At 72.6% G+C, this 6,000-nt stretch carries 5 protein-coding genes and 1 riboswitch; of the genes, 3 read left to right on the top strand and 2 right to left on the bottom strand.

All coding sequences use genetic code 11. The annotated features are described in order from the left end of the window. Positions 1-213: 213 nt before the first annotated feature. Entirely contained in the window at positions 214-1,065 is an 852-nt protein-coding gene (gene otsB / locus ACZ3YL_RS14075; RefSeq protein ID WP_188308232.1) for a trehalose-phosphatase, read from the top strand. A 1-nt stretch (position 1,066) separates the two neighbouring features. On the opposite strand, the gene ACZ3YL_RS14070 is transcribed toward otsB, so the two are convergent. After that, positions 1,067-2,533: an alpha,alpha-trehalose-phosphate synthase (UDP-forming) gene (locus tag ACZ3YL_RS14070; protein WP_465657324.1), complete on the bottom strand. Its 1,467-nt coding sequence runs from the start codon at positions 2,531-2,533 to the stop codon at positions 1,067-1,069. A gap of 215 nt (positions 2,534-2,748) precedes the next feature. Further along, positions 2,749-3,780, bottom strand: a complete 1,032-nt coding sequence (locus ACZ3YL_RS14065; protein WP_465657322.1) for a glucosyl-3-phosphoglycerate synthase — start codon at positions 3,778-3,780, stop codon at positions 2,749-2,751. A 144-nt stretch (positions 3,781-3,924) separates the two neighbouring features. Further along, positions 3,925-4,060: riboswitch (SAM riboswitch) on the top strand. Positions 4,061-4,077: 17 nt separating this feature from the next. On the opposite strand from ACZ3YL_RS14065, the gene thrC reads away from it, so the two are divergent. Both thrC and ACZ3YL_RS14055 read left to right on the top strand, forming a co-directional pair. After that, positions 4,078-5,385, top strand: coding sequence for a threonine synthase (thrC, locus tag ACZ3YL_RS14060; RefSeq protein ID WP_188308229.1), 1,308 nt, complete (start codon positions 4,078-4,080; stop codon positions 5,383-5,385). Positions 5,386-5,412: 27 nt separating this feature from the next. Beyond that, on the top strand, positions 5,413-5,691 hold the full coding sequence (locus tag ACZ3YL_RS14055) for a MoaD/ThiS family protein (protein WP_188308228.1): 279 nt from the start codon (positions 5,413-5,415) through the stop codon (positions 5,689-5,691). Positions 5,692-6,000: the final 309 nt, after the last annotated feature.

Genomic DNA, 6,000 nt, shown 5'->3' with positions numbered 1-6,000 from the left:
GAAAATCACCCGTCACGCCCCTCTCCGCAGCCACCCCCTGCGCCGCCCCCTTCCGCAGCGCGTCCCTCTCGCCTGGTGGGGAGGGGGTGGGTGGGTGGGTGGGTGGGGAGGGGTGCTGGGGGTGGGTGCGGGTGGGGGGTTTGGGGGTGTTGTGGGCGCGCGGGCTTTCGCCCTGCGCGCCCGCGGGGTGGTGGTCTGGCGTGGGTTGGGGGTATGGGCCTCTGTATGGGTCTTGACGAGATGGGTGTGCCGGCCACGGGTGCCGGGCGGGATGGGTTGCGGGCGATCCTGGCGGCGCCGGGGGATGCGGTGGTGGCCTTGGACTTCGATGGGACGTTGGCGCCGATCGTGGCGGATCCCTCGCGGGCGCGGGCGCATCCGGGGGTGGTGGGGGCGTTGCGGGGGCTGGCGTCCCGGGTGGGGGCCGTGGTTGTGGTGACGGGGCGGCCGGCGGGGTTGGCGGCGGAGTACGGGGGGTTTGCCGAGGTGCCGGGGCTGGTGGTGCTGGGGCACTACGGGGCCGAGCGGTGGGAGGGGGGTGTGGTGACGGCGCCGGAGGTGCATCCGGGGGTGGCGGGGGTGCGGGCGGCGTTGCCGGGGGTGTTGGAGCGGGTGGGGGCGCCCGAGGGGACGTGGGTGGAGGACAAGGGGCGCTCGGTGGCGGTGCACACCCGGCGGACGGGGGATCCGGAGCGGGCGCTGGAGTCGTTGCGGGCGCCGGTGGGGGAGTTGGCGGCCGAGTACGGGCTGGTGGTGGAGCCCGGGCGGCTGGTGCTGGAGCTGCGGCCGCCGGGGGTGGACAAGGGGGCGGCGCTGACCGGGTTCCTGCGGGAGCGCGGTGCCCGTTCGGTGCTGTACGCGGGGGACGACCTGGGGGACGTGGCGGCCTTCGCGGCGGTGGAGAAGCTGCGGGGGGAGGGGTTGGCCGGGCTGTTGGTGTGCGCCGGGGCGGTGGGGGACGCGCCGGTGCGCGAGCTCGCCGACCGGGCGGATCTGGTGGTCGACGGGCCCGAGGGCGTGGTGGAGTTGTTGACGGCCCTGGGGGAGGCGCTCGGCGCGGCCTGAGTCAGAGGGCGTTGAGCTGGTCGAGGAACCACTGCTGCGGGGGGAGCGCGGTGGCCGCCGCGGCGAGGCGCTTGGTGCGGTCGGCGCGCTCCTCCGGGCTCATGGTGAGGCCGGTGTGCAGGGCCTCGGCGGTGGCGATGACGTCGTAGGGATTGACGGTGAGGGCGTCGTCCTTGAGTTCGGCGTGGGCGCCGGCCTCGCGGGAGAGGACGAGGGCGCAGCCGTGGTCGGAGACGACGGGGACTTCCTTGGCGACCAGGTTCATGCCGTCCCGGATCGGGTTGACCAGGGCCACGTCGGCGAGGCGGTAGGCGGCGAGGGAGCGCGGGAAGTCGTCGTTGACGTGCAGGATCAGGGGTTGCCAGGTGGGGGTGGCGAACTCGGTGTCGATCTCGTCGGCGAGCCGCTGGACCGCGGCGGTGTAGTCGCGGTACTCGGCGAGGTCGGTGCGGGACGGGTAGGCGAAGGCGATGTGCACCACCCGGTCGTGCCATTCGGGGCGGGTGCAGAGCAGGTGCCGGTAGGCCTGGAGGCCGCGGACGATGTTCTTGCTCAGCTCGGTGCGGTCGACCCGGACGATGGTGCGGCGGTCGCCGACGGCCGTACGGAGGGCGGTGAGGCGTTCGTCCACGTCGGGGCGGTGGGCGCGGTCGCGCAGGAAGTCGGCGTCGGCGCCGAGGGCGTGGACGCCGAGGTGGGTGGTGCGGCCCTCGTGGGTGACGGTGAGTGCCTCGTGGTCGACGGTGGCGCCGAGCAGGTCGGCGCAGCAGGCGGCGAAGGCGCGGGCCCAGCGTTCGGTGAGGAAGCCGGCCCGGTCGGCGCCGAGGATGCCGGTCAGGACGGCCCGGGCGACGTCGTCGGGGAGCAGCCGGTAGTACTCGGGCGGGGCCCAGGGGGTGTGGGAGAAGTGGCCGATCCGCAGGTCGGGGCGGGCCGCGCGGAGCAGGGCCGGGGTGAGGGACAGGTGGTAGTCCTGCACCAGGACCGCGGCGTTCGGGGCGGCTTCGGTGGCGAGGGCGTCGGCGAAGGCGGTGTTGTACGCCTGGTAGGCGGCCCATTCGGTGCGGAAGCCGGCGTCGAAGGAGGGCGCGGTGGGGGTCGCGTAGAGCAGGTGGTGGACGAACCAGAGGGTGGAGTTGGCGACGCCGTTGTAGGCGTGGGCGAAGGTCTGGGGGTCGATGTCGAGCATCCGGACGGCCTGGCCGCCGACCTCGTGCCCGGCGAGGTCGAGGCGGCCGTCGGGGGCTTCCCGGGCGGCTCTGCGGTCGGCGTCGTTGAGTGCGGCGCAGACCCAGACGGCGGTGGGGTCGTCGATCGCGGACAGGCCGGAGACCAGGCCTCCGCCGCCGCGGCGCAGGGTCAGCGTGCCGTCGTCGGCGGTGCTGAAGGACACCGGTCCCCGGTTGGAGGCCACCAGAACGGGGGCGGTGCCGGTCGCACTCGAACGTTCGGTCGTGAGATCGCCCATGGTTGGGATGTTGCCGGGGGGTCGGGGTGGCAAACCCGTCTGGGGCCCGTCTTCGCACTCCCGTCGTTCGCCCGGAGGGCGGGCGGGGCGGTGTTGGGGTGCGTGCATCGCAAGGCGGAGGAGGGAGGCGATGCGGAGCATCGGGCGACCGACGACAACGCGGCGAGGTGCGTGCACCGGCGTCGGCCCGCAGGCGGGAGTGCGAAGACGGGCCCCTAGTGGCGGGTGGCGTATTCGGGGAGGGTGTGCATCGGGGGGCGTTCCAGGGCCGTGACGGGGTGGGTGTGGGGGACGAAGATGGGGGTCCCGCCGGCCGAAGGCTGGGGGAGGGATTCCGGGGCGCGGCTGAACTGGGTGAGGTGGGGGTGGACGAGGTCGGCGGAGGCCTTGAGGCGGTGGGTGCGGTCGAGGCGTTCGAGGGCGGTGCGGTAGATGGTGGCGGCCATCCGGCCGAGGGCCTGGCCGTCCTGGTGGCGGTGGTGCCGGACGCCGACGTCGACCTGGGCCAGGGCGTCCAGTCCGACCAGTTCCAACGCGTCGACCAGCAGGCCGAGTTCGACGCCGTAGCCGGTGGGGAAGGGCAGCCGTTCGAGGAGTGAGCGGCGGGCCGCGTACTCGCCGCCGAGCGGCTGGACGAAGCCGGCGAGTTCCGGCCAGTGGAGGTTGAGGAGGGGCCGGGCGACGAGTTCGGTGACGCGGCCGCCGCCGGCCGGGACGATCGCGCCGCTGTCGGTCTCCAGCGGGCGGTCGTACATGGCCTTGACCAGGTGGATGGACTCGTCGGTCAGCAGCGGGCCGACGATGCCGGAGACGAAGGCCGGGTCGAACTCGCGCAGGTCGGCGTCGATGAAGCAGACGATGTCGCCGCGGGTGACCAGCAGGGAGCGCCAGAGCACCTCGCCCTTGCCGGGGACGGCGGGCAGCCGGGGGAGGATCCGGTCGCGCTGCTCCACCCGGGCGCCCGCCGCTTCGGCGACGGCGGCGGTGGCGTCGGTGGAGCCGGAGTCCACCACGACGAGTTCGTCGACCAGCGGGACCCGTTCCATCAGCTCGCGGCGGACGGTGCGGACGATGTCGCCGACGGTGGCCTCCTCGTCGAGCGCCGGGAGGACGACGCTGACGGTGCGGCCGGTGCGCTGCTTGGCCTCCAGCAGGGTGTGCACCGGCCGCTCGGCCGCGCTCCACGAGCGGCGGCGGAGCCAGGACGCCGCCTGCGGGAGGAGTGCGGGGGTCGGTTCGGCGGGCACGGTGACTCTCCTCGGCGGGATCGGGTGGAACGGCTCATCTCGCGTGGCGGACGGTCCCGTTCAGGGTTGACGCCTTCGGATACAGTCTTCGTACAGCGGTCGGACCTTCGCACGCCGGGGTCGCCGCTGAACCATAACTTCACAAGCTCATCCAGAGGGACTGAGGGAACGGCCCGTTGACGTCCCGGCAACCTTCTCGCGCGGCTGTCGTCGACAGGCCCCGGCGGGACAGGTGCCAATTCCGGCCTGTGGTGCGTCCGCGCCACGGGGAAGATGAGGAGAGAGGCCTCCGCCATCATGGCTATCGACACTGCCGCACCCTCCCCCGGCCTTCGGCCGCAGGGATCCCAGCCCGTCGACCTCGGCCCCGCCGCCGCCCTGTCGTGTCGGGAGTGCGGAACCCGCTTCCCGCTCGGCCCCAGCTTCGCCTGCCTGGAGTGCTTCGGGCCGCTGGAGATCGCGTACGAGTTCGGCGGCGAGCGCGCCGAGGAGCTGCGCAAGCGGATCGAAGCCGGCCCCGCGTCCATCTGGCGTTACGCGCCGCTGCTGCCGGTGCCGGCCGATGTGGCGTCGAAGCCCAATCTGAACCCCGGCTGGACTCCGCTGGTGAAGGCGGACAACCTGGGCCGGGAGCTCGGGTTCACGGCGCAGCTGCACATCAAGGACGACTCCGGCAACCCGACCCACTCGTTCAAGGACCGGGTGGTCGCGTGTGCGATCGAGGCGGCCCGGGCGTTCGGGTACACCACGCTGTCCTGCTCCTCGACCGGCAACCTGGCCGGCGCGGTGGGCGCGGCGGCGGCCCGGGCCGGGTTCCGTTCCTGCGTGTTCATCCCGCACGACCTGGAGCAGGGCAAGGTCGTGATGGCCGGGGTGTACGGCGGTGAGCTGGTGGGCATCGAGGGCACCTACGACGATGTGAACCGCTTCTGCTCGGAGCTGATCGGGGATCCGGCCGGCGAGGGCTGGGGCTTCGTGAACGTCAACCTGCGGCCGTACTACGGCGAGGGTTCCAAGACGCTGGCGTACGAGATCTGTGAGCAGCTCGGCTGGCGGCTGCCGGAGCAGATCGTCATCCCGATCGCCTCGGGCTCCCAGCTGACGAAGATCGACAAGGGGCTGCAGGAGCTGATCAAGCTGGGTCTGGTGGAGGACCGGCCGTACCGGATCTTCGGTGCCCAGGCGGAGGGCTGCTCGCCGGTGTCGGCGGCGTTCAAGGCCGGGCGAGACGTGATCAAGCCGGTGAAGCCGGACACCATCGCCAAGTCGCTGGCGATCGGCAACCCGGCGGACGGCCCGTACGTGCTGGACATCGCCCGTCGCACGGGCGGCGCGGTCGAGGACGTCACGGACGCGGAGGTCGTGGCGGCGATCCGGCTGCTGGCCCGCACCGAGGGGATCTTCGCCGAGACCGCGGGCGGGGTGACCGTCGGCGTGCTGAAGAAGCTGGTCGAGACCGGTCAGCTGGATCCGGCCAAGGAGACCGTCGCGATCAACACGGGCGACGGCCTGAAGACGCTGGACGCCGTCTCCGAGGCGGGCATGACCGCCGTCATCCGGCCGACCCTGGACGCCTTCCACTCCGCCGGCCTCGCGTCCGCCTGAACCGCCTCCCACCCCGCAAGGAGAGTCATGAGCGCCAACGTCCGCATCCCCACCATCCTGCGCACCTACACCGGCGGCGCGGCCGAGGTGACCGCCGAGGGGGCCACCCTGGCCGAGGTCATCGCCGACCTGGAGCGCAACCACGCCGGCATCTCGGCCCGGATCCTGGACGACACCGGCAAGCTGCGCCGCTTCGTCAACGTGTACGTGAACGACGACGACGTGCGGTTCGCCGAGGGCCTGGCGACCGAGATCAAGGACGGCGCCGGCGTCTCGATCATTCCGGCGGTGGCCGGCGGCTGCTGAGCCGCGCGCCATTTCCGCGCCGCCCGTACGTACGGAATTCGACTCTCCGTATGTGCGGGCGGCTGCGTGCATTTCGGCGGGAATATTTCGGGGTCAAGTCGGAGTAGAGTGTGGCTCTGCTGGGAACAGGGTTTCGCTCCCGGCGGACGGGGTGCGTCGCCGGAGGTCGTCCGGCCGCTGGGGCCGGTCGTGGGACCGGCTGGGGAGACCGGGCCGGGGTCGGACCGGGAAACATGTCAGGCAGATGTCAGAATTCCTGCAGGCATTTGAGTAATTCGTCCGCTATGTCCGGCGCGTAATGCCGATTTC

Source organism: Kitasatospora sp. NPDC023176 (assembly GCF_055560495.1).
This window is presented reverse-complemented; position numbering and strand designations above follow the sequence as displayed.

What these genes read in the sequence shown, in the direction of transcription:
- otsB (WP_188308232.1), top strand. Translation starts at nt 214, where the DNA reads ATGGGCCTCTGTATGGGTCTTGACGAGATGGGTGTGCCGGCCACGGGT.
- ACZ3YL_RS14070 (WP_465657324.1), bottom strand. Translation starts at nt 2,533, where the DNA reads ATGGGCGATCTCACGACCGAACGTTCGAGTGCGACCGGCACCGCCCCC.
- thrC (WP_188308229.1), top strand. Translation starts at nt 4,078, where the DNA reads ATGGCTATCGACACTGCCGCACCCTCCCCCGGCCTTCGGCCGCAGGGA.
- ACZ3YL_RS14055 (WP_188308228.1), top strand. Translation starts at nt 5,413, where the DNA reads ATGAGCGCCAACGTCCGCATCCCCACCATCCTGCGCACCTACACCGGC.